We start from the raw sequence: 26,714 nt of genomic DNA, 5'->3' as shown, positions 1-26,714 counted from the left end.
GGGACGGCGGCCCGGGTCGGCACCCACCGACCCGGACCGTCGGCGGGGTGCCGGACCTGGGCCGTCCGCCCGTACCACCGGCCCGCGTCAGCCGATCGGATCCGTCGGTAGCAGGCCGTAGACCGTGGAGTCGACCCGGCTGCCGGCCGCGCCGGGCAGTCGACCGCGCAGCAGCCCCTCCCGCCGGAAGCCGGCCTTGTCCAGTACCCGCTGGGAGGCGGCGTTCTCCGGCAGGGTGCCGGCCCACAACCGGGACAGCCCGACGTGGTCGAACCCCCACCTGGTGAGCAGCCGTACGGCGCGGCTGGCGTGGCCGCGTCCGCGCCATCGTGGCAGCAGGCTGTAGCCGATCATCGCCTGGCCGCTGTCGGGCTGGTCGGGGAGGAGCATGCAGTTGCCGGCGAACTCCCCGGAGACGGCGTCCAGGATGGTCATGGCGGCGGCGGTGCCGACCAACCACTGACTCTCCGCACCGTGGCAGCGTCGCTCGATCTCGTCCCGGGTCGGTGCCCCCGGCGGCACCCGGCTGGCCACCACCTCCGGGTCGCTGTGCAGGCGGTACGTCTGCTCGGTGTCCTCCGGCCCGAGCCGGCGCAGCACGACCACCCCGTCGGTGAGCCGGCCGTCGGGCAGGTCCGGCAGCGGGCGCTCCGCCGGTCCAGGCGGGTCGTCGGAGAGTCGTACCCACACCATCCGGTCCCGCCGGCCGCCGCCTCGAACTGCCAACGCGGCTCGGCGTACCCCCTCGGGACGGAAGCCGGCGGCCAGCGCGACCCGTTGGCTGGCCGTGTTCTCCACCCGGGTGAGCAACTCCAACCGGGCGGTGCCGGTGGCGAACGCGTGCTCGGACAGGGCCCGGGTGGCGGCGGTCGCGACCCCAGCGCGGCGCGCCCACGGTGCCACCCAGTAGCCGATCTCGGCCTGGCCCCGCTGCGGCACCACATGGCTCAGACCCACGGTGCCGAGCAGCCGGTCGGTCGCGGGGTCGGCGATGGCGTAGGCGGCCCCGCCACCGGCGAAGGCGGCCGGCGCGCTCTCCGTGATCCACAGGCGGGCGTCGGCCTCGGTGTACGGGTCAGGCAGGCCGTCGAGGAACCGCTGGGTGAGCGGATCAGCGCAACCGGCGACGACGTCGGCCACGTCACCGAGGTGGAACGGCCGCAGCCGCACCCCGTGGGCTTCGATCCGCTGCGCGCTGCGGTGCGGCGCGGTCATGACAGGTCCTGCGCGAGCAGCGCGCCGACCCAGGCGTCGATGCGGGCGCCCCGGTGGTTGAGGGCCCCGCGAGCGGTGCCCTCAATCGCGAAGCCCGCCTTCTCGGCGGCCCGGCGGGAGGCGACGTTGCCGACGTTCGCCCGCCATTCGATCCGGGCCAGCCCGAGGGCGGTGAAGCCCCAGGCGCAGAGTGCCGCGAGCCCCGCCGGCTGGTAACCACGCCCCCGGGCGTGCGGCGCGGTCATGAAGCCGACGTCGGCCAGCAGCGGGTCGGTAGGCGACAAACGCAGGTCCACCGAGCCGGCGTAGCGGTCCGTGGCGTCGGCGATGACGAAGTGCGCGGACGTGCCCGACGCCCAGGTGCCCCGTACGAACCGCAGGAAGTCCTCGGCGTCCGGGCGGGTGTAGTTCTCCGGCACCGTCGTCCAGCGCAGCGTATCCGGGTCCTGGCAGGTGGTGACGATCGCGTCGAGGTCGCGTTCCTCCATCGGGCGCAGGCTCAACTCCTGCGGGCCGGCGGTCGCGAACAGGGTCGGTTGCGGCCGGCCGAAGACGACCGCGCGTCGGGCGTCCAGCGTTCCCGGACCGGCCGGACCGGCCTCGCCGGGTGCCGGTACGTCACCGGGCAGCAACGTGCCGAACCACTCGTGGACGCCGCCCGCCGGGTCGGCGGCCCGCAGCCGGCCCTCGATCCGGAAACCGGACCGGAGCGCGACCAGCCGGGAGGCGTGGTTGCCCACCTGGGCGCCCCAGAGCAGCCGTCGCAGTTTCAGCTCGTCGAAGGACCACCGGGCGACGGCCCGGACGGCCCGGACCGCGACGCCCTGTCCACGCGCCCACGGCACGGTCCAGTATCCGATCTCACTGAGTTCGTGGTGACGGTCGATGGTGTTCAGCCCGCAGGCACCGAGCAGCTCGCCGGTCGCGGCGTCGCAGACCGCGAAGGGCGCGGCGGTGCCGAGTTCCCACTGCCGGGCCCGGTCCGCGACGAAGCTCCGCGCGTGTTCATGCCCATACGGGCGAGGTACGGTGGTCCAACGCTGAATGTCCGGATCCTGGCAGGCGCGGTGGACGGCGTCGGCGTCGGTCGCCCGCCACGGTCGCAGTGCCAGGCCCTCCTCGATGATCTCCACGGGCTCCACCCGAGTCATCGTGCCGGATCGTTCGCCCACGGCGTAACCGGATAACCGGGACGCGGAAGGGAGCGGGGAGTGTTATGTCGGTTTCGCGATGGCCGACCACCGCCACCAGTGACCATCGGCCCGATGGAACGCCTACGATGGTTCGAGACTGTCTAGGGGAGCGTTGATCCGTGTCGATTCTGGAAAAGGTCCTCCGCGCGGGCGAGGGGCGCATGGTGCGCCGCCTCAAGGCGATTGCCGCCGCCGTCAACTCGATCGAGGACGACTACGTCAACCTCACCGACGATGAGCTGCGCGACATGACCGAGCAGTTCAGGGAACGCCTCACCGACGGCGAGACCCTGGACGACCTGTTGCCTGAGGCGTTCGCGGTCTGCCGGGAGGCGGCGGCCCGGGTGCTCGGTCAGCGGCCGTACGACGTGCAGGTGATGGGTGGCGCGGCGTTGCACTTCGGCAACATCGCCGAGATGAAGACCGGTGAGGGCAAGACCCTGACCTCGGTGATGCCTGTCTATCTCAACGCGCTGTCCGGCAAGGGCGTGCACGTGGTCACGGTGAACGACTACCTGGCCCAGCGCGACGCCGCGTGGATGGGCCGGGTGCACGAGTTCCTCGGCCTGACCGTCGGTGTGGTGCTGCCCAACCGGCCGGCGGCCGAGCACCGTGCGGCGTACGAGTGCGACATCACCTACGGCACGAACAACGAGTTCGGGTTCGACTACCTGCGCGACAACATGGCCTGGTCGAAGGAGGAGCTGGTCCAGCGCGGCCACAACTTCGCCGTGGTCGACGAGGTCGACTCGATCCTGATCGACGAGGCCCGTACCCCGCTGATCATCTCCGGCCCGGCCGAGCACTCCGCCCGCTGGTACGGCGAGTTCGCCGGGGTGGTGGCTCGTCTCCAGTCGGGCAAGGACGGCGCTGGTGACTACGAGGTCGACTACTCCAAGCGCACCATCGCGGTGACCGAGCGGGGCGTGGCGAAGGTCGAGGACCGGCTCGGCATCGACAACCTCTACGAGTCGGTGAACACTCCGCTTGTCGGCTACCTGAACAACGCGATCAAGGCCAAGGAGCTGTACAAGCGCGACAAGGACTACATCGTCAGCGACGGTGAGGTCCTGATCGTCGACGAGTTCACCGGCCGCATCCTGCACGGTCGCCGCTACAACGAGGGCATGCACCAGGCGATCGAGGCCAAGGAGGGGGTGGAGATCAAGCAGGAGAACCAGACCCTGGCCACCATCACCCTCCAGAACTACTTCCGCCTCTACGACAAGCTCGCCGGCATGACCGGTACGGCGCAGACCGAGGCGGGCGAGTTCAACAAGGTCTACAAGGTCGGCGTGGTGACGATCCCGACCCACCGGCCGATGGTCCGCGAGGACCGGGCCGACGTGATCTACAAGACCGAACAGGCCAAGTTCAACGCCGTGATCGAGGACATCGCCGAGCGGCACCAGGCAGGCCAGCCGGTGCTTGTCGGCACGGTCTCGGTGGCGAATTCCGAGATCCTGGCCAAGCTGCTGACCCGCCGGGGCATCCCGCACTCGGTGCTCAACGCGAAGTTCCACGCCCGGGAGGCGGAGATCGTCGCCCAGGCAGGTCGCAAGGGCGCGGTCACGGTGGCCACGAACATGGCCGGCCGGGGCACCGACATCCTGCTCGGCGGCAACCCCGAGTTCCTCGCGGCAAACGAGCTGCGCCAGCGCGGGCTGGACCCGCTGGAGAACGCCGAGGAGTACGACAAGGCCCTCGAAGAGGTCCTGCCGAAGTGGAAGCAGGCCTGCGACGCGGAGGCCGAGGAGGTCGCCGCCGCCGGTGGGCTCTACGTGCTGGGCACGGAGCGGCACGAGTCCCGGCGGATCGACAACCAGCTGCGTGGCCGGTCCGGCCGGCAGGGCGACCCGGGCGAGTCACGGTTCTACCTGTCCCTGCAGGACGAGCTGATGAAGCGCTTCCGTTCCGGTGCGGTGGAGGCGGTCATGGACCGCTTCAACATCCCGGAGGACGTGCCCATCGAGTCGAAGATGGTCACTCGCCAGATCAAGAGCGCCCAGGCCCAGATCGAGGGGCAGAACGCCGAGATCCGTAAGAACGTCCTCAAGTACGACGAGGTCATGAACAAGCAGCGCCAGGTGATCTACGCCGAGCGGCTGCGCGTGCTCAACGGAGAGGATCTCTCCGAGCAGGTGCGCAACATGATCGACGACACCATCGAGGCGTACGTGCGGGGGGCCACCTCGGACGGCTACGCCGAGGACTGGGATCTTGATCAGCTCTGGTCCAGCCTCAAGCAGCTCTACCCGGTGGGCATCACCATCGAGGAGCTGGAGGAGGAGGCCGGCGGGTCACGGGCCAGCATCGACGCGGACTTCCTGCTCTCCCGGCTCAAGGAGGACGCGAACGCCGCGTACGACAGGCGTGAGGAGCAGCTCGGCGCCGAGGGCACCCGGCAGTTGGAGCGGATGGTGCTGCTCCAGGTCATCGACCGCAAGTGGCGTGAGCATCTCTACGAGATGGACTACCTCCAGGAGGGCATCTCGCTGCGGGCGTACGCCCAGCGCGACCCGGTGGTGGAGTACCAGCGGGAGGGCTTCGACATGTTCGCCACCATGATGGACGGCATCAAGGAGGAGACTGTCGGCTTCCTCTACAACCTCGAGGTGCAGGTCAACGAGCCGGAGCCCGAGGCCGAGGAGGTCCAGCTGCTGGACAAGCCGGTGGAGATCCGGGCCAAGGGCCTGGATCGGGCGCCGCAGCAGCAGGGTCTCCAGTACTCCGCGCCGACAATCGACGGTGAGGCCGGTGCCGGTGGCGTCGCCGTGCAGCGTGAGGAGCAGCGGGCTCCCGCGCTCGGCATCGGCCGCCCGGAGCAGGCCGCACCCGCCGGGCCGGGGCGGACGGCACCCACCGCGCCGCAGCGTCCGGCCGGCGGCCTGCGCGGCCCGGCGGTTCCGGTAAGCAGCGCCCGTCAGGCCGCACCCGGGCAGGCGAGCGCCAGCAACGGCCCGTCCCGCAACGCGCCGTGCCCCTGTGGCTCGGGCCGTAAGTACAAGCGCTGCCACGGTGCCCCCGGCGGCACCTCGGCCGGCTGAGGATTCACCTGCGCCACAGCTCGCGCCCGATCCGGGATCGAGTGGCCCCGACCAGGGTCACCCGGTCAGGGATCGGGCGCGAGCTTGTCTGACCCGGTGATCCGGCGTCGGGCTGCCCGCCCGCGAGAGCGGCAGGTCACAGGACCCGCAGGTCCGTGCAGAGCCAGTTGCCGCGCCGGTGCTCCAGACGCAGCGCCATCGCCCAGCTGCGCCCACCGACACCGGTGAACACCGCCGCTGCCTCGATGGCGGTGGGGCGGGGCTCGCAGACCCGGAGCCGTCGTAGCCGCACCCCGGGGCGCGGTGAGCGTCGCCGAGGCGGTGCCGCGTGGGCGGTGGCGCGGGCCAGTTCGGGTAGCAGCAGCGCGGCCCGGGTCGGGTCGAGTTGACGCCGTAGCTGCACCGGGGGCCGGAAGCCGTTGAACACCTCCAGGCAGGTGGCGATGAAGCGGTGGGCGACCCGGGTGGCCGCCGCGGTGGCCGTGGCCAGCGCCTCGGGCGGCAGGTGTCGGGTCGGGTCCTGGCCGCGCCCGGGCCAGCCCGGCCCACCGGCTCCGGTGGGCCGGCCGGGCTCACCGGAGCTCGGCGCACCCGGGACGATCGGCCGGCGGCCGGAGCGGGCGGCCCCCCACGACGGCGGTGGCCGCTCCGGACCACGGCCGACCGACAGGGGGCGGCCGGTGGCGAAGAGGTCGAGAGCGAGCTGACCGTCGGTCGGGCGGGGCCACCCGGCGGTCTCCTCGTCGACCCAGGGCGGCTCGAAGGCGGGTGCCGGTCGCAGTCGCACGGGTGGGCGCGTCGGCCCGGGCCGCCGGAGGTCGGTCATCGCGCTGCCCCCTGCCGTCTAACCACTTTTCTTGCGTTTGCCTTCGTTTGCCTTCGACAGGGTTGATTCTCGGGCATGACAACGCTGACGGTCAATGCCGCCGCACGGTCCTACCGTTCCTCGGGATCGCGTTCGGCGAGCGGATTGCCGCGTACCCACTCGGCGGTCTCCGCGTACTTGCGCTCGATGTACTCCTCCAGGCGAGCACGCTCCACCCGCCACTGCCCCCGGCCGCCGATCTTGATAGCGGGCAGCTCGCCGCTGCGCACCATGTGGTAGACCTGCGAATCCGACACGTTCAGCTCGGTGGCCACGTCGGACAGGAGCAGGAACCTCGGTTCCACCAAAACTCCCCGGGTTGACGTCGTTCGCCTCAGTTTGCCACCGGACGGCACCTCCGACCAATCCGTCCCCGGCCGGCGGGACACACCGGCCAACCGCCGGAACTTCCACGGAAGCGGTACGGGGTGTATGACGGTCAGGGCGAACGGGCAGGGCCGTACGCCTGCCCGGCGGTGTCGCCGCCGGGCGGAGCAGAGCGGGGGAGAGACCACGGTGACCGACGAACTTGTCCGGGTCTACGTGCCGGCGACCGTGCCCATGCTGGCGAGACTGCCGGAGCAGGGACTCGCCGCGACGCAGGCGCACGCGGTCACCCCGACGCTGCGGGAGTGGTACGCGGAAGGCGACGAGGAGGAGTTGGAGTACGTCGCCTTCACCCGAGCAGCCCAGGACGCCCTGCAACTGATCCGCCACGACCCGGCCGCGCCGCGTCGACGGGTGGTCGTCTCGGCGGACCTGCCCGCCGCCGTGATCGGTCGGGGCGCCGGGGAACTGGGCTCCAGTGTCGTGGAGTTGCGGGGCCCGGTGCCGGTGGCGGCCGTCGCTGCCGTGCACATGGACGGGGTGGACGCCGCCACCGACGTCGCCGCCGCCGTCCAGGTGGTGTCGGAGGCTCTGGCCGGTGACCCCGATGCCCAGTTCACTGTCGATGGTGCCGAGGACCATGAACTGGAGTGGTACGACCCCAGCGAGCTGGAATCGCTGCTGCGCGCCACCGCCGCGGAGAGCTGACCGCCGCCCCGGCCGCCGACTACGCCTCGTCGTCCGCGGGTGAGCCGAGCGTACGGCCGAAGCTGACCACTGCGGTCAGCGCGCCGACGAACAACACCCAGATGGCGTTGTCCACCCGCGACGTGCCGAGTGAGGTCTGCGCGACCGCGTCCGCCTCGCTGAGCGCGGCGGCCAGGTCGATGAGCGAACGCCCGCCGATCCGGATGATCACCTCGGTGAGCAGGAGCAGCAGGCCCGGTCCCGCGCCCGCCACCAGGTACCCAGGCCAGCGCGGCCCGTCCCCGCCACCGTCGCGTACGGCTCGTCGCCGCGCCCAGGTGAGATAGCCGAAGGCCAGCCCACCGGCGATGAGCCCGGCCAGCAGGGACTCGGTCCGGGACACCCAACTGGCCGCGTTGACAAGCGACTGCTGGCTGTCGCCGGCACCGAAGAGGTTGAACAGTGGGTCCCGGGCCACGCTGAACGCCACCACGAACACCAGGGTGCCCAGCGCGGCGGCGGCAACGGCTCCCACCACGGCACCGTTGCGGGCGCCGGCGAGCGCGCCGCCGATGACGGCCGCGGCGGCAGTGGTGCCGGCGATCGTGCGGGTGGTGACATCGCCGGCGTAGCTGAGGTCGATCGCGAGCGCGGCGAGCAGTCCGACAAGCAGGCCGGCGCCGACCGCCACCGCGAAGCGCAGGGTCACCCGTTCGCTCCGGCGGGTGACAGGTTCGGCGACGGCCAGCCCGACGGCGGCACCGGCCACCAACGCGGCCGAGATCACGCCGGGCAGCGCGAAGGCGGAGAGACTGACAGCTGTGACACCTGCCGTCGCCGAACTGATCGCCTCCCGGGTCGACCAGAGCATCGCGGCCAGCCAGCCGATGGCCAGCAACGCCAGCGCCGTCGCTCCCGGCGCGGGGGCCGGCCGGCCGGTGTCGGGGTGGCCGTCGACATCTGGGTCGGTGGCCTCGGACTGGTCGGGCCGAGCGGCGGTCGGCCCACCGGGCTCGTTGCTCATGGTCTCCCCTTGGATGCCGGGCCCGACCGGGCCGGAACGTCACCGGCAACCCAGCGTACGCGGCCGGGGCAGGCGTGAGCCCGAAGCCCGCAGGGCCTGCATTTCTTCGGTGGTATGCCCCCTCCGGGCACGAATCGGATCCAGGGGGCCTGAGCTGCCTCCTGATCAATGGTCTATGGGCGGCCAGGGTGTGATCGACCGACGCTGGGCGTGGGAGGATTGGCGCAGGTCCCGTCACCGCGGGGCCGGTTTCGCCACCGCCGTCGAGATCGCCAGGAGCCCTGATGGACGCCGTGTTCTCCGTACCCGAGCCGCGTAACGAGCCGGTGCGCACCTACGAGCCGGGTAGCGCCGACCGCGAACGTCTCCAGCGGCGGCTCACCGAGCTGGCCGCCGAGCGGATCGACCTGCCGATGACCATCGCGGGTGAGCAGCGGATGGCCGGTGGCGAGCCGATCCCTGTGGTGCAGCCGCACAAGCGCGAACACGTACTCGGGATGACCGGGCACGCCACCCACGACGACGCGCGGGCGGCGGTCAGGGCCGCCAAGGACGCCGCGCCCGGCTGGCGCGCACTGCCCTTCGAGGAGCGGGCCGCGATCTTCCTGCGCGCCGCCGAGCTGCTCTCCGGACCGTGGCGGGACACCCTGAACGCGGCCACCATGCTCGGCCAGTCGAAGACCGCCGTGCAGGCCGAGATCGACTCGGCCTGCGAGTTCATCGACTTCCTGCGGTTCAACGTGCACTTCGCCCGCAACCTGCTGGCCGAGCAGCCGATGTCGTCGCCCGGCGTGTGGAACCGGTTCGACCACCGGCCGCTGGAAGGCTTCGTCTACGCGGTCACCCCGTTCAACTTCACGGCCATCGCCGGCAACCTTCCCTCGGCGCCGGCGCTGCTCGGCAACACGGTGGTCTGGAAGCCCGGCCCGACCCAGCAGTTCGCCGCGCACTTCACCATGCGCCTGTTCGAGGCGGCCGGGCTGCCCCCCGGCGTGATCAACATGGTGACCGGTCGGGGCGAGGAGGTCTCCGACGTGGTGCTTGCCGATCCGGATCTGGCCGGCATCCACTTCACCGGGTCGACAAAGGTCTTCCAGCAGCTCTGGCGCACGGTCGGCGAGAACATCGCCAGCTACCGGGGCTACCCCCGGCTGGTCGGCGAGACCGGTGGCAAGGACTTCGTGGTCGCGCATTCCAGCGCCGACGTCGACGCGCTGCACACCGCGCTGATCCGGGGTGCCTTCGAATACCAGGGGCAGAAGTGCTCGGCGGCCTCCCGCGCGTACGTCCCGCGCTCGCTCTGGGAGGGTGGCCTGCGGGACCGGCTGGCCGCGACCGCCGACGGGCTGGCCTACGGCGACGTCACCGACTTCCGCAACTTCGGCGGCGCGGTCATCGACGACAAGGCGTACTCCCGGCACACCGCGGCACTGGAGCTGATCTCCTCGGACGACAGCTGCCGGATCATCGCCGGCGGCACCGCCGACGACTCGGTCGGCTGGTTCGTCCGACCGACGATCTTCGAGTGCGGCGACCCGGGGCACGAGACCTTCACCACCGAATACTTCGGTCCCATCCTCGGCGTGCACGTCTTCGACGATGCCCGCTTCGACGAGGTGGTCACGCAGGCCGAGGCGATCGCACCGTACGCCCTGACCGGGTCGATCTTCGCCACCGACCGCCGGGTGGTCGACGCGGTGGCCGAGAAGATGCGGTACGCGGCAGGCAACTTCTACATCAACGACAAGCCGACAGGTGCCGTGGTCGGGCAGCAGCCGTTCGGCGGTGCCCGGGCCAGCGGCACCAACGACAAGGCGGGCTCCTGGCACAACCTGGTCCGCTGGACGTCCCCCCGGACGATCAAGGAGACGTTCGTTCCGCCGACCGACCACACCTACCCCCACATGGGCTAAAAATGTAACGACCAGCCCCGACCCGACGCCATTCATGGTGTGACAGGAGGGGCCCTTGTCGACCCCGCGCCCGCAGAGCCGGGCCGGGGGCGGCCGGGGGTGACGCCTGTCGGGCCGGTGTGGGTGGACCGTCGCGCGCCGACAGTGCACATAGGAAACCCCAACGGGTGGCGAAAAGGGGAAATCCTGGACGCCGGCCCGGCAAAGTGGCAGCGTGAGGGGCATGGCGGAATCCGGAGTGAACCCCACGGCGGCGGCCCTGCTCGGGCTGCTCCATGAGGGTCCCATGACAGGTGGCCAGTTGATGGCCGCCGCCGAGCGCCGACTGGCGCCGTACTGGTCGATGACCCGAAGCCAGGTCTACCGGGAGTTGCCGGTACTGGCCGAGCGAGGTTTCGTCCGAATGGGTAAGCCCGGGCCGCGGATGAGTCAGCCGTACGCGATCACCGCAGCCGGAAAACGGACATTCTCCCGCTGGCTGGCCGAGGATCCGGGGCGGGACACCATCCGTAACCCGATCGCCCTGCGGATCGCCTTCGGGAACCTGCACTCCCCGAGTCAGCTGAAGAACCTCCAGGCCGCGGCCAACGAGTACCACACGGACGCGCTGGCCCGGGTCCGTGAGCAGGTCAAGAACGCCAAGAAGGACGGCGACACGTACGACGCGAGCGCACTGGAGTTCGCCGTGGCGTACCACCGCGCCGCCCTGTCCTGGCTCAAGAGCGCCGCCGCCGGCTGAGGCCGCCCGGCTCGCCTCCTCGTCCGAGCTGGGTTTGTTTGGCTCGGACTGCGGGGCTCGCAAGCTCACTCCTCGTCCGAGCAGTACCCTTGTCTGTCGTGACCGCTGCCGACTTCTCCGAACAGCTCAAGGACCTCGACGCCACCCTGCGCAACATCGAGGCGGTGCTCGACCTCGACCGTCTCCGCGAGGACAAGGCCCGCCTGGAGCAGGAGGCGTCCGCCCCGGACCTCTGGGACGACCAGGCCCGCGCCCAGCAGGTGACCTCGCAGCTGTCGTACGTCAACGGCGAGATCGACAAGCTCGGCAGCCTGCGGGCGCGGCTGGACGACGCGCACGTGCTGCTGGAACTGGCCGAGGCGGAGTCCGACTCGGGGGTGCTCAACGAGGTGGAGTCGGAGATCACCGGGCTGACCAAGGCGATCCAGGAGATGGAGGTCCGCACGCTCCTCTCCGGCGAGTACGACTCCCGGGAGGCGCTGGTGGCCATCCGGGCGGGCGCCGGGGGGGTGGACGCGGCCGACTTCGCCGAGATGCTGCTGCGGATGTACCTCCGCTGGGCCGAACGGCACGGCTACCCCACCGAGGTCTACGAGACCTCGTACGCCGAGGAGGCCGGCCTGAAGTCGGCCACCTTCACGGTCAAGGTCCCGTACGCGTACGGCACGCTGAGCGTGGAGTCCGGCACTCACCGGCTGGTGCGGATCAGCCCGTTCGACAACCAGGGGCGGCGGCAGACCAGCTTCGCCGGGGTCGAGGTGCTGCCGGTGGTCGAGCAGACCGACCACATCGACATCCCCGAGAACGAGATGCGGATCGACGTCTACCGCTCCTCGGGCCCGGGCGGGCAGAGCGTCAACACCACCGACTCGGCGGTACGGATCACCCACATTCCCACAGGCATCGTGGTGACCTGCCAGAACGAGAAGTCGCAGTTGCAGAACAAGGCCTCCGCGCTGCGGGTGCTCCAGGCCCGGCTGCTGGAGCGCAAGCGCCAGGAGGAACAGGCCAAGCTCCAGGGCCTCAAGACCGACGCCGCCGGCTCCTGGGGCGACCAGATGCGTTCGTACGTGCTGCACCCGTATCAGATGGTGAAGGATCTGCGGACCGAGCAGGAGACCGGCAACCCGAGTTCGGTCTTCGACGGTGAGCTGGATTCGTTCATCGAGGCGGGGATCCGCTGGCGCAAGCAGCAGCAACTGGCCGGCGACCGTGCGTGATCGATCGTGGGCGGAGCGCGCCGGCGATCTCTACCTGACGTGCTGATTTGATGACTCGACCCGCAACGGCGGGGCGTGGGACTTGGCACCGCAGTTACACGGCGTAGACTCACCACCCGTGATTCAGCTTGAGCAAGTGACGAAGACGTACCCGAAGGCGTCGCGGCCTTCGCTCGACAACGTGTCCGTGTCGATCGACAAGGGCGAGTTCGTCTTCTTCATCGGCCCATCCGGCTCCGGCAAGTCCACGATCATCAAGATGCTGCTGCACGAGGTGACCCCCAACAAGGGCCGCGTCGTCGTCAACGGCAAGGACGTCACGTCGATGCGGTCCTGGAAGCGCCCGCACTTCCGTCGTTCGATCGGCTGTGTCTTCCAGGACTTCCGGCTGCTGCCCAACCGCACCGCGTACGAGAACGTGGCCTTCGCGCTGGAGGTGATCGGCAAGACCAAGGCGGTGGCCCGCCGGGTCGTGCCGGAGGTGCTGGAGCTGGTCGGCCTCGGCGGCAAGGAGCACCGCTACCCGCACGAGCTCTCCGGTGGTGAGCAGCAGCGTGTGGCGGTGGCCCGGGCGTTCGTGAACCGGCCGCTGATCCTGCTGGCGGACGAGCCGACCGGAAACCTGGACCCGGACACCTCGATCGAGATCATGCGCCTGCTGGACCGGATCAACCGCACCGGCACCACCGTCGTGATGGTCACGCACGACTCCAACATCGTGAACCAGATGCGCCGTCGGGTCATCGAGATCGAGAGCGGCCGCATCGTTCGCGACCAGGCCCGCGGCGTCTACGGGTGACGGCACCTACCCCCACCGCACCCCGATCTGACGACGAACACCTCACGCCGGAGAGCCGGAGGAAATCCCGATGCGGATGAAATACGTCATGTCCGAGGTACTGGTCGGACTGTGGCGCAACGTGACCATGACCGTCGCGATGATCATCACGATGGCGGTCTCGCTGACCATGCTCGGTGCCAGCGGCCTGATCTACACCAAGGTCGCGGACATGAAGCAGCTGTACTTCGAGAACATCCAGGTCTCGATCTTCCTCGAAGCCGACGTGACGGACGAGGAGCGCAGCGCGATCGCTGCCCAGCTGGAGTCCGACCCGCTCGTCTCCCAGGCCACGTACGTCAACAAGGACGAGGCCTTCCAGCGCTTCCAGGAGATGTTCCGGGACTCGCCGGACCTGCTCAGCGCGGTCAAGGCGGACCAGCTTCCGGAGTCGTACCGGGTCAACCTGGTCAACCCGGAGGAGTACAAGACCATCTCCGACCAGTACACGGCGGTCGAGGGCGTCGACCAGGTGGTCGACCAGAGTCAGGTGCTCGACAAGATCTTCAACCTCTTCACCGCCGGGCAGAACATCGCCCTGGTCGCCGCGATCGCGATGGCCGTCGCCGCGCTGCTGCTCGTCGCCAACACCATCCAGGTGGCCGCGTACAGCAAGCGCCGGGAGGTCGCGGTCATGAAGCTGGTCGGCGCGTCCAACTGGTTCATCCAGGCACCGTTCGTGCTGGAGGCGGTGGTCGCCGGTCTGATCGGCTCGATCCTGGGCCTCGGCGCGCTGGCCGCGCTCAAGGTGTTCCTCTTCGACGGTGCGCTCAGCGCCCTGCAAGGGCTCTTCGCGCCGGTGAGTTGGGGCGAGGTGTTCCTGACCTTCCCGGTGATGGCCGGGGTCGGCGGTCTGATCAGCGCGGTCACCGCCTGGGTCACGCTCCGCTTCTACCTGCGGGTCTAGTTCGCTGACCAAGGGCCCTTCCGCGCTGGAATAAACGGCGCGGAAGGGCCCTTGTCGTTCGGGTAGCATGATCTCCGCTCTGCGGCCGGCCAGGTCGGCCACGGACGGCAACGAAAGGAGGTGGCGCGGCGATGCCACGGGAGAAGGGGCGCAAGGTCGTCGCCTCCAACAAGAAGGCGCGTCACGACTACGCCATCCTCGACACGTACGAGGCGGGCATGGCACTCACCGGCACCGAGGTGAAGTCGCTGCGGGCCGGACGAGCCTCACTTGTCGACGCGTTCGCCCAGGAACGGGACGGCGAGCTGTACCTGCACAGCATGCACATCCCCGAGTACGTGCAGGGCACCTGGACCAACCATGAGCCCCGGCGCACCCGGAAGCTGCTGCTCAAGCGGCTGGAGATCGACCGTTTGATCGGCAAGCTCCGGGAGAGCGGGCTGACCCTGGTGCCGCTCCAGGTCTACTTCTCCGACGGCTGGGCCAAGGTGGAGATCGGCCTGGCCAAGGGCAAGAAGGCGTACGACAAGCGCCAGGACCTCGCCAAGCGGGACGCCGACCGGGAGATCCAACGGGCGGTGGGCCGGCGTGGCAAGGGGATGAACGACTGATTTGTCCGGATTCTCTCGCTCTGGCGCGTCGGCGTGGGCTCGGGATGAATCCGGTTGCGGCAGGCGTTAGGCTTGTCGAAGCCGCCGGAACCCGGCGGCCTGTCGAGGGGGTGACTGGTTTCGACTTCGTACGTTGCGGCAGGGGAAGCGAGCCGAGGAAGCCGACGTCGTCTCGAGAATCGTTCGTCGGAAACCAATAAGCGCCAAGAACAATCGCGCTGACTTCGCTCTCGCCGCCTGAGGCGAGTAGCAAGTCTGTCGGCCTGGGAGCGCCTTCGACCCAGATAGCCGGCATCAGCTAGAAGGCTGGCCAATCGGACCCGGTCGCGGGGTCCGTGCGGCGAGATCAATCAGCGACTGGGCCCGTCACACCGACTCGCTCGCGTGATCGGAGGGGCCGAGTAGAGGCACAGCGAGCTGCGCTCGGAGAAGCCCTGACAAGGCGGCGAAGGACCCGGGTTCGATTCCCGGCACCTCCACCACCTGACTGCGCGCCCCGGTCATTCGACCGGGGCGCGCAGACGTCTCTCCAGCCCGGAACCGGCCGGCGTGCCGCGCCGTCAGACAGGTATGCGCCGCACCCTCGCCCTTGTGGGCCTGCCACTGCTGATGATGGCCATCGGTTGCGCCCCGGCGGGCAGCGAACCGACAGGTCCGAGCATCCCGACCGACCGGCACGAGGCGTTCGAGCAGCGGGCCACGGCGGTCGCGCAGGCGTGGCGTCCGGGTGCGGCGTGGACCACCGGCTACGTGCCGCTCCAGGAGCCCACAGCGCTCCTCGGCGACCCCGCGTTCACCGAGGAGACCAAGCTCGCCTTCCACGCCGGTTGGTACCGGGAGCAGGTGCCGATCCCACCCGGGCGGCCGGACGACGGCACGGTCCGCTTCCCCGACGGGGAACTCCGCGTACCACTGATCACCGCTGCTGAGGCGTACCGGCAGATCGACAAGGGTGACCCGCCCCCCTGTCCCGGGCGACCGAAGGACCCGGGCACGCCGCCACCGGCCAACCCGCCGGACGGGCCGGACGCTCCGGTGAGCAGCGAGCCGCAGGCCGCCTGCATCCCGCTCACCGTCACCAACGTCGAACTGGGCTCCGCGCCGGTGCGCACCACCCGGGGCGAGGCGCAGGTACCGGCATGGCTGTTCACCGTCGAAGAGATCAACGCCGTGGTGGCCCGGGTCGCTGTCGCACCCGACGCCGTCGATGCCCTGCCCGGACCGGTCGCGCCGGCCACGCCCGCCCCACAGGGGTTGGTCAGCGCGCAGGACATCGAATTCGTCGACGGTACGACGCTCAACTTCCGGCTCGGCGTCGGCAGTTGCGACACCGGGATCACTCCGCTGGTGCAGGAGCATGACCATCTGGTCGTGGTCGGTGGCACCGTGGTGCGGTCCACCGGCGTCTGCGACGACATGCTCAAGCTGGAGCCGGTGGCCGTGACGCTGCGGGCGCCCTTGGGATCCCGTCCGGTCCTGGACGTGGTCAGCGCGGCGCCGCTGCGCTTCGCCGCGAGCTGACCGGACACGACCGCTCAGAGGATCGGCGGCACGTCGGTGCGGATCGGTACCGGAAGCACCGTCGGCCCGTCGGTCCGGAGCGCCGTGGCCAGCGCCTCGCCGAGCTGATCGGCGGTGTCGACAACTGCGGTGGCGCAGCCGTAGCCCCTGGCGATCGCCGCGACATCGATGCCGGGCAGGTCCAGGCCGGGTACCCCCGGGGTCTGCTTGAGTTCGGCGAACGCCTTGAGGATCGCGTACTGCTTGTTGACCGGAACGACGACGACGAGCGGCAGCCGCAACTGGGCGGCGGTCCAGAGCGCCTGGACCGAGTAGTGGAACGAGCCGTCGCCGATCACCGCGACCACCGGCCGGTGGCGGCCGGTGTCGCGCTGCGCCAGCGCGATGCCGACGGCCGCCGGCAGGCCGTAGCCGAGACCCCCGCTGGCCATCGTGAAGTACGACCCGGGGGTGTCGAACCGCAACCGGCGACGCAGCGCCGACAGGTTGGACGGGGACTCCTGCACCAGGACGCCGTCCTCGGGCCAGTGCCGGGCCAGCGCGGCGAAGAGCGCGTCGGCGCTGAGGGGGACCGAATCCTCCACCGGCGACGGTGCGGGCCGGGCGGCAGGTGGCGGCCGGTCCGCCGGTGGCATCAGGTCGGTCAGCGCGGCGAGGGTGAGCCCGGCGTCGCCGAGGAGGCTGTCACCGACAGGCGCCCGGGCCGCCTCCTCCGGATCGTCGGTGACGTGCAACAGCCGGGCACCGTCCGGCAACGTCTCGCCGGGCACGTGCGGGTAGTACCGGAACACCGGGGCACCGACCACCAGCACGATGTCGTGTCCCCGGAGTTGCTCGGCCAGCGGGCCGATCGCGAAGGGCAGCACGCCCCGGAAGTACGGGTGATTCTCGGGGAAGGCGGTCCGTTCGGGTGCGGGGGCGGACCAGACCGGGGCGACCAGCCGCTCGGCCAGGGCGACCCCGGCCGCCCACCCGTCGGCCCGGTCCACGGCGGCACCGAACACCAGCGCCGGCGACCGGCTCGTCGCCAGTGCCGCGGCGAACTGACGCAGCCGCTCCGGATCGGGAGCGAACCGGGTGGCCACCGTACGGACCTGTGGCGGCGGGTCGGCGGGCTGCGCCCAGTCGTCGAGCGGCAGGGAGAGGAAGACCGGGCCGGTCGGCGGTTGGACCGCTGTGGCGTACGCCCGCATGAGCGCCGCCGGGACGTCCTGGGCCCGGACCGGCTCGTGGGCCCACTTGACGTACGGCTGGGGCAGTTCGGTGGGATGGCGGGCGGTGAGCCGGGGTTCGAGCAGCAGCATCTCCCGGGTCTGCTGGCCGGCGGTGACGATCAGCGGGGTCCGGTTGTGCCAGGCGGTGACGATGGTGCCCATGGCGTTTCCGGTGCCCGGGGCGGTGTGCAGGTTGACGTGCGCCGGAGCCCCGGTGACCTGAGCGTAACCATCTGCCATGCCCACCGCGGACGCCTCGTGCAACGCGAGCACGTACTGGAAGTCGTCGGGGAAGGCATGCAGGAACGGCTCCTCGGTGGAGCCGGGGTTACCGAAGACTGTGGTCATGCCCAGGGCCCGGAGCAGGTCGTAGGTGGTGTCGCGGACCGTTGCCATCGCTACTGAATGTATCGGGGCCACTCGGGTGTACAGGGCATTTCGCCACTGCTCCGGCGCTGGCTTCCCCCGTCGCCTGGTGCGGTGCCATCACCCGGATGGTGAGTCGGCCACCGGGGCCGCCAGCCCCGTCTGTTCCGTCTGTCGATCACCCGACGCTCAGATCTTCGCCTGGGTCGGGGACGCAAGCTATGGTGCCAGGCATGGCGATGACAGTGCGGATGTCACCGGTTGGGCCGACCGTCGACGAGTGTGACCGGTTCCGCCTCGCTGTGCACGACTGACGGGTGCGCGTGATGCAGGGAGAGGGGCAGGCGATCGGCGGGCGGGCGACGGAGTCGATGACCGGGAAACTGCTGGTCGCGACACCGGCGCTGAAGGACCCGAACTTCGACCGTACGGTCGTGCTCCTGGTCGCGCACGAGCCCGGCGGCGCGCTCGGTGTGGTGCTCAACCGGGCCACCGAGGTGCCGGTCGCGGACGTGCTGCGCGACTGGGGCGACCTGGCCCGCCACCCGGCGGTGCTGTTCGAGGGCGGCCCCGTGCAGCCGGACTCCGCGATCTGCCTGGCCCGGATGCGTCCGCCGGTGCGCCGCCTCAAGGGCTTCCACCAGGTCTCCGGTGCGGTGGGCACGCTCGACCTGTCGGTCGACCCGCAGCGGCTGCGGGAGAACGTGCAGAGCATCCGGGTCTTCGCCGGTTACGCGGGCTGGGGCACCGGGCAACTGGAGCAGGAAATCGGGGACGGCTCCTGGTTCGTGCTCGACGCGCTGCCCGGTGACGCGTTCGTCGACCGCCCCGACGACCTGTGGCCGATGGTGCTGCGCCGACAGGGCGGCATGATGGCCGCGGTCGCGCACTTCCCACCGGACGTGGCGCTGAACTGACAGGCGGCGGCGGGCACCCCCGCGAGATGACCATGCCCACGGGCGTGTGTATAGTTCTTCCAGTGCCCGGGCAACCGGGTCGACAGCAAGGGGCCGTGGCGCAGCTGGTAGCGCACCACACTGGCAGTGTGGGGGTCAGGGGTTCGAGTCCCCTCGGCTCCACCCTTGTTTACGCAGTTCAATCGGCATCAGTCATCGACTGGTGCCGATTTTCTGTGATCTCATGATCATAGCCGTGGTCACCCAGCGCCCCACACTGCACCTCGACGATCGGTGTTGAGACTTCGCCAGAAACCGCCTCTGAGCAGGGATCTCTCTACTGCTCTGACTGCCCGGGTGTCGTTGGGGCGAAATGGCCGATGTGCTGGCTGGGTGCCCGGCGAGGCGGTTGTCGAGCTTCTCCTCGGCTGAGCGACTGGTCCGCGGCCACCACCCGCCGTCCAGAACCGCCCGGGTCGGGGGAGTGCGAGGACGACCCGGGGTGCGGAGGGCACCGGTGTGGGGATCGTGGTGATGGACAGGACTCATTCGTCCCGATTCTCGGGGCGGGGCGACAGCGGGACGGTGGCGATGCCGGTTGTCGGTGGGGGAGTCGGGTCGGGCCCGGGCCGGCCGTCCGGCTGCGTGGCGGGACGGCGGTCGAGCATCCTGAGCTGCACGATCCGGGCGGTGCCGGGCAGGGCGACGAGCAGGACCCCGAAGACGGCGGCCAGCAGCAGCGCCACCCCCATCGGCAGGGTGCCGTGTGCGCCGAGGAAGGACACCTCGGCACGTTGTCCGTTCTGCAGTACGAAGATCAGGAGCAGCAGGAGCACGAACGCGAACACCACGGCGGCGACCCAAACGCCGCCGATCCGTGAGCGCTTCACCGCCGGCCGCCTGCGCATCGCACGAGGAGCATCGGTGCCGCTGCGGCCGTTTGTCGGGAAGAATCGAACATGACTGTTCCGGGGTGCGGTCATCACGAACCGCCGCCTTTCGATGAAGGTCTGGCATGCCTGGAAAGCCGTCTTGCACTGACGTGCCTGGATGATGGTGGGCCTGCGACGAGCTGTCGCGGTCCAGGGTGCCGGTGCTACGTGGATGCCTGGCCAGGAATGCGACGGAGATCCGGCGACCTGACCGGCGGATGTGGTGTGGCGGGTGGCCAACACGGTGACCTCGATCGGTGGGGTGCGTCCGCCAGCGGCGAACTGTCAGCCACCGGGGTCCCGAGCGACACTGCGAGCGTACGCCTCCGCGACCGGATCGGCAGCCGCTGGCACCGGCGCGGTCCGGTGGGCCGCCGGTCGTGCGGTGGCGTCACGCGGGAGTACGGTGTGACCGTCGCCCGAGACTTCGGCGCCGTACGGCAGCGCGTCCGTTCGACTGATCCGGGTCGGAGTCAGCAGTGGACAGGAACAACCTTCCGATGACCGCCGATCGCTGGCGGCGGCTGTGGGCCGGTGTCGTCGATGCCGCCCGGGGTGGTGCCGTCACGGTCGATCATGTCTGCGCGGCGGCGGTATCGGTCGCCGGTGTCGATTCGGGGGCTGTCGCGGTGATCCTCGACGCCACGCCGCGCGAACTGGTGTGTGCCACGGACCGGACGGCCTTGGAGCTGGAAGACCTGACCCTGACGCTCGGTGAGGGGCCGTGCGTGGACGCGACCACCGGTGGACCTGTCCTGGTCGGCGATCTGACCGTGCCGGAGTGCCGGAACCGCTGGCCGGTGTTCGCGCCAGCCGCGGTGCTCGCCGGGACCGGCGCGGTGTTCGCGTTGCCGTTACGGGTGGGCAGGATCCGCCTCGGTGTCCTGGACCTCTACCGGGCCTGCGCCGGTGGCCTAGGGGCGGAGCAACTGGCCGACGCGCTGGTCCTGGCGGACACGGCATGCGCGGTGCTGCTGGGCGACGCGACGCGCCTCGGGGTGGACCGGGACGATCAGTGGCCCGAGCGGACCGGCCTGCACCACCCTGAGGTGCACCAGGCAACCGGAGTGATCACGGTCCAGTTGGGAGTTTCCGCGGCGGTGGCGCTCATCCGGTTGCGCGCCTACGCGTACTCCCAGGACCGGCGCCTGCGGGATGTGGCGGCTGACGTCGTCGCCCGGCGCCTGCATCTCGGACCGGCCGGGGCACCTGGTGACCGACTTCGGTGAACTAGCGGTCGGCGCCAGGCCGGCGCGTTACGGACCATCCCGTCGGGCGACCGGTGGGACGACTGATTGACGAGGTGACTGAGATGGCCGAGACCCCGCTGGTCGATGTTTTCGTGGAGTTGGCCGACACTCTCGTTGACGACTTCGACGTGATTGAGTTCCTGCACGTGCTGTCTGAGAGATGTGTCGAGGTGCTGGGTGTGTCGGCGGCCGGGCTGCTCCTGACCGGGCAGCGGGACAGGCTGCAGGTGGTCGCCGCCTCCTCCGAACGCACCCGGCTGCTGGAGCTGTTCCAGCTTCAGACCGATGAGGGGCCTTGTCTCGACTGCTTCCGGACGGGGCAACCGGTGTCGGTCGCTGATCTGACCCGGGCCACTGCCCGTTGGCCGAGGTTCACCGCGGCTGCGGCGGAGGTCGGTTTCGCCGCGGTGCACGCCCTGCCCATGCGCCTGCGCTCCGAGGTGATCGGTGCGCTGAGCCTCTTCGACGTCCGGCCGGGGGACCTCGACGAGGACAGGCTCCGCATCGGTCAGGCGCTCGCCGACGTGGCCACCATCGGACTGCTGCAACACCGCGCCATCCACCGGCGCGACATGCTCACCGAACAGCTGCAAACCGCCCTGAACAGCCGGATCCTGATCGAACAGGCCAAGGGGATCCTCGCCGAACGCCTCCAGGTGGACGTGGGTCAGGCCTTCGCGATACTGCGTGACGGCGCCCGCAGCCGCAACCGGCGACTGTCCGAACTGTCCCAGGCGATCGTCGACGGCTCCGAGCAGCTCGCGCCCGGACCGGTCGCCCACCGGCCCGGCTGACGAGCGGCTTCACCGCCGAGTCGGCTGCAGAGAGCGGCGGCTTCCAGGGGTGTCGGTCGGCAAGGTGAAGGCGTACGGTTGCAGTGTCGCCCGGGTCCCCGGTGGCCGCCAGTCTCGCCGCCACCAGCCCGTTAGGGGCGTTGAACCAATGGTCACCCCCATCGTGACACCCACGGCCGTTTCCTCCCCTCCGACGCTGAACCTGGCTACGGGAGACAGCGAACAACTGTTGCGTCGGCGCGCAGCCCTGAACGTCGACGATCCCGACCGGGCACGACTGCGAGCCCGGATCATCGAGGCGAACCTGCCGATCGCCAGTCGGTTGGCCCGCCGCTACACCGGCCGCGGGGAGCCCTACGAGGACCTGGCTCAGGTTGGTGCGCTCGGCCTGATCAGGGCCGTCGACGGATACGACACCAACCGGGGCGTGCCGTTCGCCAGCTACGCCATTCCGACAATCCTCGGCAGCATCCGACGGCACTTCCGCGATTCAGCCTGGGCGATCCGGGTGCCGCGAGCGGCGCAGGAACTGGCCGCCCGAGTGCCCGAGGCCCGGGGCAAGCTCGGGCAGCAGCACCGTCGCGAACCGACTGACGGAGAACTCGCCGACCACCTGGAGGTGACCGTCGCCCAGCTCATGGCCGCCGTCGCCGCCTCCGATGTCTACCGGCCGCAGTCGTTGAACGAGCCACGGCCCGGGGGCAACGGCATCGAGCGGCACGCGTACATCGGCACCGCCGATCCGGGATACGCGTCGGTGGACGACCACCTCACCCTCCGACTGCTCCTCGCGGCGCTTCCGCCGCGTGAACGTCGAATCCTGACCATGCGGTTCTACGGCGACCTGACCCAGGCGCAGATCGCCACCCGGGTCGGCCTGTCCCAGATGTACGTCTCCCGGCTGCTGAAGCGCTCTCTGGCTCAGATGAGGGCCGGGATGCTTCAGTAGCGCGAGCTTCCGGACGGCCTCACAAGGAGCATCCGATGAACATCGACAGGCAGAAGATCGTCAGCATTCTTCGCCAACGCGGCCAGCAGGTCAGGGCCGACTGGGTCGAGCGCGAGCTACCGGAGCGGGTGGATCCCGAAGAGCACGCTGGGCTGTTTGCCATCCTGCATCTGGATCTGGCCGATCTCGTTGACGCGCCGTCCCCGTGAGGCGCGGCTGCCTCATCCGATGCCGGGCCATCGGCATGTTCCGCATGCGGGACGAGAAGGGGCCCGACCCGAAGGTGCTGTGCGTGCCCACGGTGACCCCCGGCAAGAGCGTCGACACCGAACGCGGGATCTGGGCCGGCCGGATGTGACCCTGTTCGCGACGCTGGATTCCGTCACCTCCGCCGCCCTTGACGGTGTGTTCCCCCGGGGGTAGGCCGACGACGCGGCCATGGACGGCCGGGTGTGGGAGGCGATGCACGTCTCCCACGCGATGGCCAGGGCGCCGAATCCACCCTCACCCGGATCTCCACCCGGCAGCACGCCTGGCGCTGGTCGTGACCGGCACCACGATCCGCCAGCCGATCACCCGTTCCAGGAGTACATCTCGCGATACCGGCACGTCCCGATTAGCGCCTTTTCAGACTATTTGCCGTTTTGAAGCTATTTTGCGTGGATACACTCCGACCGACGCTTTGGGGGCGCTCGTCGCAAGCGTCAGTACAACTTTCGCATTCTGGAATCTGCCCGCTGGCGGGCTCTTGGTTGGTGGGGGCATCCCGTGTCGAGATCTGCTTGGCTCGCGTATCGCGTGCGCCGTCGTTCTGCTGCAATGTTGATGGCGGGGGCTGTCGCCGCTACGACGATCCTTGTCGGTGTCGTGGGGACACCGGCCTGGGCCCAGTCCCCGGTGCCGTTGGGGGTTGCCGAGACCTACGGGGTGTTGGCCGGTCAGGAGGTCACCGACGTTCCGCCCCCCGTCGGTCCTTCGGTCATCAACGGGGACCTGGGTGTTTGGCCGGGTACGTCGGTCACCGGGGCTCCCGTGGTAAACGGCGAAACGCACGTCGGTGACACAGAGGCGATGCAGGCCCAGTCCGATCTGACCACTGCGTACAACTTCGCCGCGGCTGAGCCCACGACCAGTACGGTCGGCGAACTCGGCGGCCAAACCCTGGTCGCTGGGGTGTACACGTCGCCTGCCACCATGTCTCTGACCGGCACCGTGACGCTGGACGGGCAGAACGATCCCAACTCGGTGTTCATCTTTCAGGCAGGATCCGATCTGATCACCGCGGTCGACAGCCGGGTCAGCCTGGTCAACGGCGCTCAGGCGTGCAATGTTTTCTGGCAGGTCAGCAGTTCGGCGACCCTGAACACCCGGTCCGTCTTCGTTGGAAGCATCTTGGCGCTGCAGTCGGCGACCCTGGGTGAGGGAGCAACCGTCGCTGGGCGGGTGTTGGCCCGCAACGGTGCCGTCACGTTGATTAGCAATACGATCACGCGACCGTTCTGCGCCGCGTCCATCGCGCCACCGACCATCTCGAAGGCTTTCGGGGATGCGACGATCCCGTTGGACGGGACGACGTCGCTGAGTTTCACTCTCAGCAACCCCAACGTGGGTACGGCGTTGACCGGTGTCACCTTCAGCGATGCGCTACCCGCCGGGCTGGTGGTGGCCACGCCGAATGGTCTGACTGGTTCGTGCGGTGGTGGCACGATCGCTGCGACGGCCGGTGGTGGCAGCATCAGCTTGACTGGTGCGACGTTGCCGGCTGGTGGGAGTTGCACGTTCTCGGTGGATGTCACCGGCACGACCAGTGGCACGAAGGTCAACACGAGCAGTCCGGTGGACTCGAACGAGAGCGGCCCGGGTGCCGTCGCGTCGGCGAGCGTCACGGTCGGCGCGGAGGTCGTCGCGCCACCGACGATCGCCAAGGCTTTCGATGACGCGACCATTCCGGTTGGCGGGACGACCTCGCTGGGTTTCACTCTCACCAACCCGAACGTGGACACGCCGCTGACCGGGGTCGGTTTTTCTGACGCGCTACCCGCCGGGCTGGTGGTGGCCACGCCGAATGGTCTGACTGGTTCGTGCGGTGGTGGCACGATCGCTGCGACGGCCGGTGGTGGCAGCATCAGCTTGACTGGTGCGACGTTGCCGGCTGGTGGGAGTTGCACGTTCTCGGTGGATGTCACCGGCACGACCAGTGGCACGAAGGTCAACACGAGCAGTCCGGTGGACTCGAACGAGAGCGGCCCGGGTGCCGTCGCGTCGGCGAGCGTCACGGTTGCCGTCGCCACACCACCGACGATCTCCAAAGCCTTCGGGGCCACGACCATCGCCGCCGACGAGACGACATCGCTGAGCTTCACCCTCAGCAACCCCAACCCGAGCACCTCGCTGACCGGTGTCACCTTCAGCGATGCGCTACCCGCCGGGCTGGTGGTGGCCACGCCGAATGGTCTGACTGGTTCGTGCGGTGGTGGCACGATCGCTGCGACGGCCGGTGGTGGCAGCATCAGCTTGACTGGTGCGACGTTGCCGGCTGGTGGGAGTTGCACGTTCTCGGTGGATGTCACCGGCACGACCAGTGGCACGAAGGTCAACACGAGCAGTCCGGCGGACTCGAACGAGAGCGGCCCGGGTACGCCCGCCGCGGCGAGCATCACCGTCAGGGTTGCGGAGGCACCGACGATCGCCAAGGCATTCGGTGCCACGACCATTCCGCTCAACGGAACGACGGCGCTGGAGTTCACCCTTACCAACCCCAACGCGAACACGACGCTGACCGGTGTCAGTTTTGTCGACAACCTTCCTGCGGGGTTGGTGGTCGCTACTCCCAACGGCGCGCAAACCGACTGCGCCTCCGGCACGATCGCCGCGACTGCCGGGGGCAGCAGCATCAGCCTCTTCGGCGCTAGCCTGCCGGCCAACGCAAGCTGCACCGTCTCAGTCGATGTCACCGGCACAACCACCGGAACGAAGGTCAACACCACCGCTGCCGTCACCTCGGTCCAGAGCGGTCCGGGCGTGCCCGCCTCGGCGAGTGTCACGGTCGTCGCGGAGGTCGTCGCGGCGCCGACGATCTCGAAGGCTTTCGACGATTCCACCATCCCGGTTGGCGGGACAACCTCATTGGTTTTCACCGTCAGCAACCCCAACGCGAGTACGTCGTTGACGGGGATCAGCTTCGTCGACAACCTTCCTGCGGGGCTGGTGGTAGCCACTCCCAACGGTTTGAGTGGCTCGTGCGGTGGTGGCACGATCACCGCGACCGCCGGTAGCAGCAGTATCCGGCTGGCCGATGCGACATTGCCGGCTGGCGAGAGCTGCACGTTCTCGGTGAACGTCACCGGCACGACCAGCGGAACGAAGTCAAATACGAGCGGTCCGGTGGACTCGAACGAGAGCGGCCCAGGTGCTACCGCCTCGGCAAGCATCACAGTCGGCGCTGTCGCGGCACCGACGATCGTCAAGGCCTTCCGGGATGACATCATCCCCCTCAACGGGACGACGTCAGTGCGCTTCACCCTCCGCAACCCCAACCCGGCTATGTCGCTGACCGGAGTCAGTTTCGTCGACAACCTTCCTTCGGGGCTGGTGGTCGCCACTCCCAACGCCGCGCAGACCAACTGCGCCTCCGCAACGATTGCCGCGACTTCCGGCGGCAGCAGCATCAGCCTGGCCGGAGCGACCCTGCCGGCCAACGGGAGTTGCACGGTGTCGGTGAACGTCACCGGCAAGACTGCGGGGAAGAAGGTCAATACGACGGCCGCCACCTCGATCGAAAGCGGTGCAGGCTCTCCTGCCTCGGCAAGCATTACGGTCCGTAAGAGCATCTTGCCCGTTACCGGTAGCCGGATCTCCATCTACGCCGCGATCGCACTGACCACGCTCGGCCTGGGTGGAGTGCTCATCGTGATGAGTCACCGGCTGGCCCGGCGTAGGCGCCAAACCGCCTAGGCAGTGTCTCGAAGTCGGGTGCGGCGTGTCGGTGATCGATAGATAGCGAGGTCTCCGGTAGAGGGTTCACCAAGAAGAACCTGAATACCGGAGACCTCGCGGCCGCCATAGCGGTGACGAGGCGGCACGACCTGACTGGCGCCCAGTGGAGGGTGCCGGCGTCGCTGCTGCGCGGACGCGGCCGGGTTGATCACCTGGGATGTGACGTCAGGGCATGGACCGGCGGGGTGCCACCTACCTGCCACGGACGAC

Annotated in this window: 22 protein-coding genes, 1 tRNA gene, 1 other RNA gene and 1 pseudogene; 18 read left to right on the top strand and 7 right to left on the bottom strand. The window is 69.6% G+C overall.

The features are described 5' to 3' along the window. Positions 1 to 87: 87 nt before the first annotated feature. Positions 88 to 1,215, bottom strand: coding sequence for a GNAT family N-acetyltransferase (locus CLT74_RS17190; RefSeq protein ID WP_099847447.1), 1,128 nt, complete (start codon positions 1,213 to 1,215; stop codon positions 88 to 90). After that, positions 1,212 to 2,366 (bottom strand): GNAT family N-acetyltransferase, encoded by a 1,155-nt coding sequence (locus CLT74_RS17185; RefSeq protein WP_486582369.1) that lies wholly within the window; start codon positions 2,364 to 2,366, stop codon positions 1,212 to 1,214. The genes CLT74_RS17190 and CLT74_RS17185 overlap by 4 nt, the downstream gene beginning before the upstream one ends. A 161-nt stretch (positions 2,367 to 2,527) precedes the next feature. Here CLT74_RS17185 and secA point away from each other — a divergent pair, with 161 nt between their 5' ends. Next, a complete protein-coding gene (gene secA / locus CLT74_RS17180; RefSeq protein ID WP_099847445.1) occupies positions 2,528 to 5,455 on the top strand; it encodes a preprotein translocase subunit SecA in 2,928 nt (975 codons plus the stop codon). A 136-nt stretch (positions 5,456 to 5,591) separates the two neighbouring features. Here secA and CLT74_RS17175 read toward each other — a convergent pair whose 3' ends face one another. Beyond that, positions 5,592 to 6,281, bottom strand: a complete 690-nt coding sequence (locus tag CLT74_RS17175) for an Rv3235 family protein (RefSeq protein WP_099847444.1) — start codon at positions 6,279 to 6,281, stop codon at positions 5,592 to 5,594. A 110-nt stretch (positions 6,282 to 6,391) separates the two neighbouring features. Then, on the bottom strand, positions 6,392 to 6,628 hold the full coding sequence (locus CLT74_RS17170) for a helix-turn-helix domain-containing protein (RefSeq protein WP_199172207.1): 237 nt from the start codon (positions 6,626 to 6,628) through the stop codon (positions 6,392 to 6,394). 208 nt (positions 6,629 to 6,836) lie between these two features. On the opposite strand from CLT74_RS17170, the gene CLT74_RS17165 reads away from it, so the two are divergent. Continuing rightward, the gene (locus CLT74_RS17165) at positions 6,837 to 7,355 is read left to right on the top strand and encodes a DUF6912 family protein (RefSeq protein ID WP_099847442.1); all 519 of its coding nucleotides are present in this window, start codon (positions 6,837 to 6,839) and stop codon (positions 7,353 to 7,355) included. Between the two features lie 19 nt (positions 7,356 to 7,374). On the opposite strand, the gene CLT74_RS17160 is transcribed toward CLT74_RS17165, so the two are convergent. Then, positions 7,375 to 8,358, bottom strand: a complete 984-nt coding sequence (locus CLT74_RS17160) for a hypothetical protein (protein ID WP_099847441.1) — start codon at positions 8,356 to 8,358, stop codon at positions 7,375 to 7,377. Between the two features lie 284 nt (positions 8,359 to 8,642). Here CLT74_RS17160 and pruA point away from each other — a divergent pair, with 284 nt between their 5' ends. The 8 genes from pruA (at position 8,643) to CLT74_RS17120 (ending at position 16,107) form a co-directional block, all read left to right on the top strand. Continuing rightward, on the top strand, positions 8,643 to 10,271 hold the full coding sequence (gene pruA / locus CLT74_RS17155) for an L-glutamate gamma-semialdehyde dehydrogenase (protein WP_099847440.1): 1,629 nt from the start codon (positions 8,643 to 8,645) through the stop codon (positions 10,269 to 10,271). A 223-nt stretch (positions 10,272 to 10,494) separates the two neighbouring features. Further along, on the top strand, positions 10,495 to 11,010 hold the full coding sequence (locus tag CLT74_RS17150; protein WP_099847439.1) for a PadR family transcriptional regulator: 516 nt from the start codon (positions 10,495 to 10,497) through the stop codon (positions 11,008 to 11,010). 98 nt (positions 11,011 to 11,108) lie between these two features. After that, positions 11,109 to 12,230 (top strand): peptide chain release factor 2, encoded by a 1,122-nt coding sequence (gene prfB, locus CLT74_RS17145; RefSeq protein ID WP_099847438.1) that lies wholly within the window; start codon positions 11,109 to 11,111, stop codon positions 12,228 to 12,230. A 118-nt stretch (positions 12,231 to 12,348) separates the two neighbouring features. Next, a complete protein-coding gene (gene ftsE, locus CLT74_RS17140) occupies positions 12,349 to 13,029 on the top strand; it encodes a cell division ATP-binding protein FtsE (RefSeq protein ID WP_013731749.1) in 681 nt (226 codons plus the stop codon). A gap of 70 nt (positions 13,030 to 13,099) precedes the next feature. Further along, on the top strand, positions 13,100 to 13,975 hold the full coding sequence (gene ftsX / locus CLT74_RS17135; protein ID WP_099847437.1) for a permease-like cell division protein FtsX: 876 nt from the start codon (positions 13,100 to 13,102) through the stop codon (positions 13,973 to 13,975). A 131-nt stretch (positions 13,976 to 14,106) separates the two neighbouring features. Next, positions 14,107 to 14,586 (top strand): SsrA-binding protein SmpB, encoded by a 480-nt coding sequence (gene smpB, locus CLT74_RS17130; protein ID WP_093406601.1) that lies wholly within the window; start codon positions 14,107 to 14,109, stop codon positions 14,584 to 14,586. Positions 14,587 to 14,692: 106 nt separating this feature from the next. Beyond that, positions 14,693 to 15,068: a transfer-messenger RNA gene (gene ssrA / locus CLT74_RS17125) on the top strand. Positions 15,069 to 15,156: 88 nt separating this feature from the next. After that, positions 15,157 to 16,107, top strand: coding sequence for a hypothetical protein (locus tag CLT74_RS17120; RefSeq protein WP_099847436.1), 951 nt, complete (start codon positions 15,157 to 15,159; stop codon positions 16,105 to 16,107). Positions 16,108 to 16,121: 14 nt separating this feature from the next. On the opposite strand, the gene mdlC is transcribed toward CLT74_RS17120, so the two are convergent. Further along, entirely contained in the window at positions 16,122 to 17,717 is a 1,596-nt protein-coding gene (mdlC, locus tag CLT74_RS17115; protein ID WP_099847435.1) for a benzoylformate decarboxylase, read from the bottom strand. A 296-nt stretch (positions 17,718 to 18,013) separates the two neighbouring features. Here mdlC and CLT74_RS17110 point away from each other — a divergent pair, with 296 nt between their 5' ends. Then, on the top strand, positions 18,014 to 18,604 hold the full coding sequence (locus CLT74_RS17110) for a YqgE/AlgH family protein (RefSeq protein ID WP_099847434.1): 591 nt from the start codon (positions 18,014 to 18,016) through the stop codon (positions 18,602 to 18,604). An 89-nt stretch (positions 18,605 to 18,693) separates the two neighbouring features. Next, positions 18,694 to 18,766: transfer RNA gene (locus CLT74_RS17105), tRNA-Ala, on the top strand. 362 nt (positions 18,767 to 19,128) lie between these two features. Here CLT74_RS17105 and CLT74_RS17100 read toward each other — a convergent pair. Then, positions 19,129 to 19,473 (bottom strand): lipopolysaccharide assembly protein LapA domain-containing protein, encoded by a 345-nt coding sequence (locus CLT74_RS17100; protein WP_199172206.1) that lies wholly within the window; start codon positions 19,471 to 19,473, stop codon positions 19,129 to 19,131. Positions 19,474 to 20,015: 542 nt separating this feature from the next. Here CLT74_RS17100 and CLT74_RS17095 point away from each other — a divergent pair. The 6 genes and pseudogenes from CLT74_RS17095 to CLT74_RS17070 all read left to right on the top strand — a co-directional run bounded on the left by CLT74_RS17095 (position 20,016) and on the right by CLT74_RS17070 (position 26,462). Further along, entirely contained in the window at positions 20,016 to 20,744 is a 729-nt protein-coding gene (locus CLT74_RS17095) for a GAF and ANTAR domain-containing protein (RefSeq protein WP_099852201.1), read from the top strand. An 83-nt stretch (positions 20,745 to 20,827) separates the two neighbouring features. After that, a complete protein-coding gene (locus tag CLT74_RS17090; RefSeq protein WP_099847432.1) occupies positions 20,828 to 21,559 on the top strand; it encodes a GAF and ANTAR domain-containing protein in 732 nt (243 codons plus the stop codon). A gap of 229 nt (positions 21,560 to 21,788) precedes the next feature. Further along, on the top strand, positions 21,789 to 22,508 hold the full coding sequence (locus tag CLT74_RS17085; protein ID WP_486582368.1) for a SigB/SigF/SigG family RNA polymerase sigma factor: 720 nt from the start codon (positions 21,789 to 21,791) through the stop codon (positions 22,506 to 22,508). Positions 22,509 to 22,543: 35 nt separating this feature from the next. Further along, positions 22,544 to 22,717, top strand: coding sequence for a hypothetical protein (locus tag CLT74_RS30845; protein ID WP_199172205.1), 174 nt, complete (start codon positions 22,544 to 22,546; stop codon positions 22,715 to 22,717). Continuing rightward, positions 22,711 to 22,862: pseudogene (locus tag CLT74_RS30840) on the top strand (inorganic diphosphatase); the annotation flags it as partial. The gene CLT74_RS30845 and the pseudogene CLT74_RS30840, both read left to right, overlap by 7 nt. 414 nt (positions 22,863 to 23,276) lie before the next feature. Beyond that, positions 23,277 to 26,462 (top strand): DUF7933 domain-containing protein, encoded by a 3,186-nt coding sequence (locus tag CLT74_RS17070; protein ID WP_486582367.1) that lies wholly within the window; start codon positions 23,277 to 23,279, stop codon positions 26,460 to 26,462. The last annotated feature ends 252 nt before the right edge of the window (positions 26,463 to 26,714 follow it).

This window comes from Verrucosispora sp. CNZ293 (assembly GCF_002754655.1).
Note: the sequence above shows the minus strand (reverse complement) of the source record. Positions and strands in the feature narration are given on the sequence as shown.